Below are 225 nucleotides of genomic sequence, written 5' to 3' on the forward strand. Positions count from 1 at the left end.
CTCTTACGCTCGCGGCTGGAACAACATACGGCATTTACGCGGTGTGCAGCGACAGCGACACCGGGAGTGAAATTCTTCCGTTCTATAACTCGTCCAACCCATCGCAGACCCTCTCAGGTCAGGATAACGACGCAACGGCGCTCCCGACCGTCCGTAGTTCGATCGTCACGATCCAAGCCGCAACCAGCGCGCCAACTGCGCCGGCCGGCGGCGCGGTTGTGCTGC

1 pseudogene is annotated in these 225 nt (G+C 61.8%); it reads left to right on the forward strand.

From position 1 onward, the window contains the following. Positions 1-225 (forward strand): annotated as a pseudogene (locus J2D73_RS21615) (hypothetical protein); the annotation flags it as partial.

The organism is Acetobacter sacchari (assembly GCF_017377715.1).
GTDB lineage: Bacteria > Pseudomonadota > Alphaproteobacteria > Acetobacterales > Acetobacteraceae > Acetobacter > Acetobacter sacchari.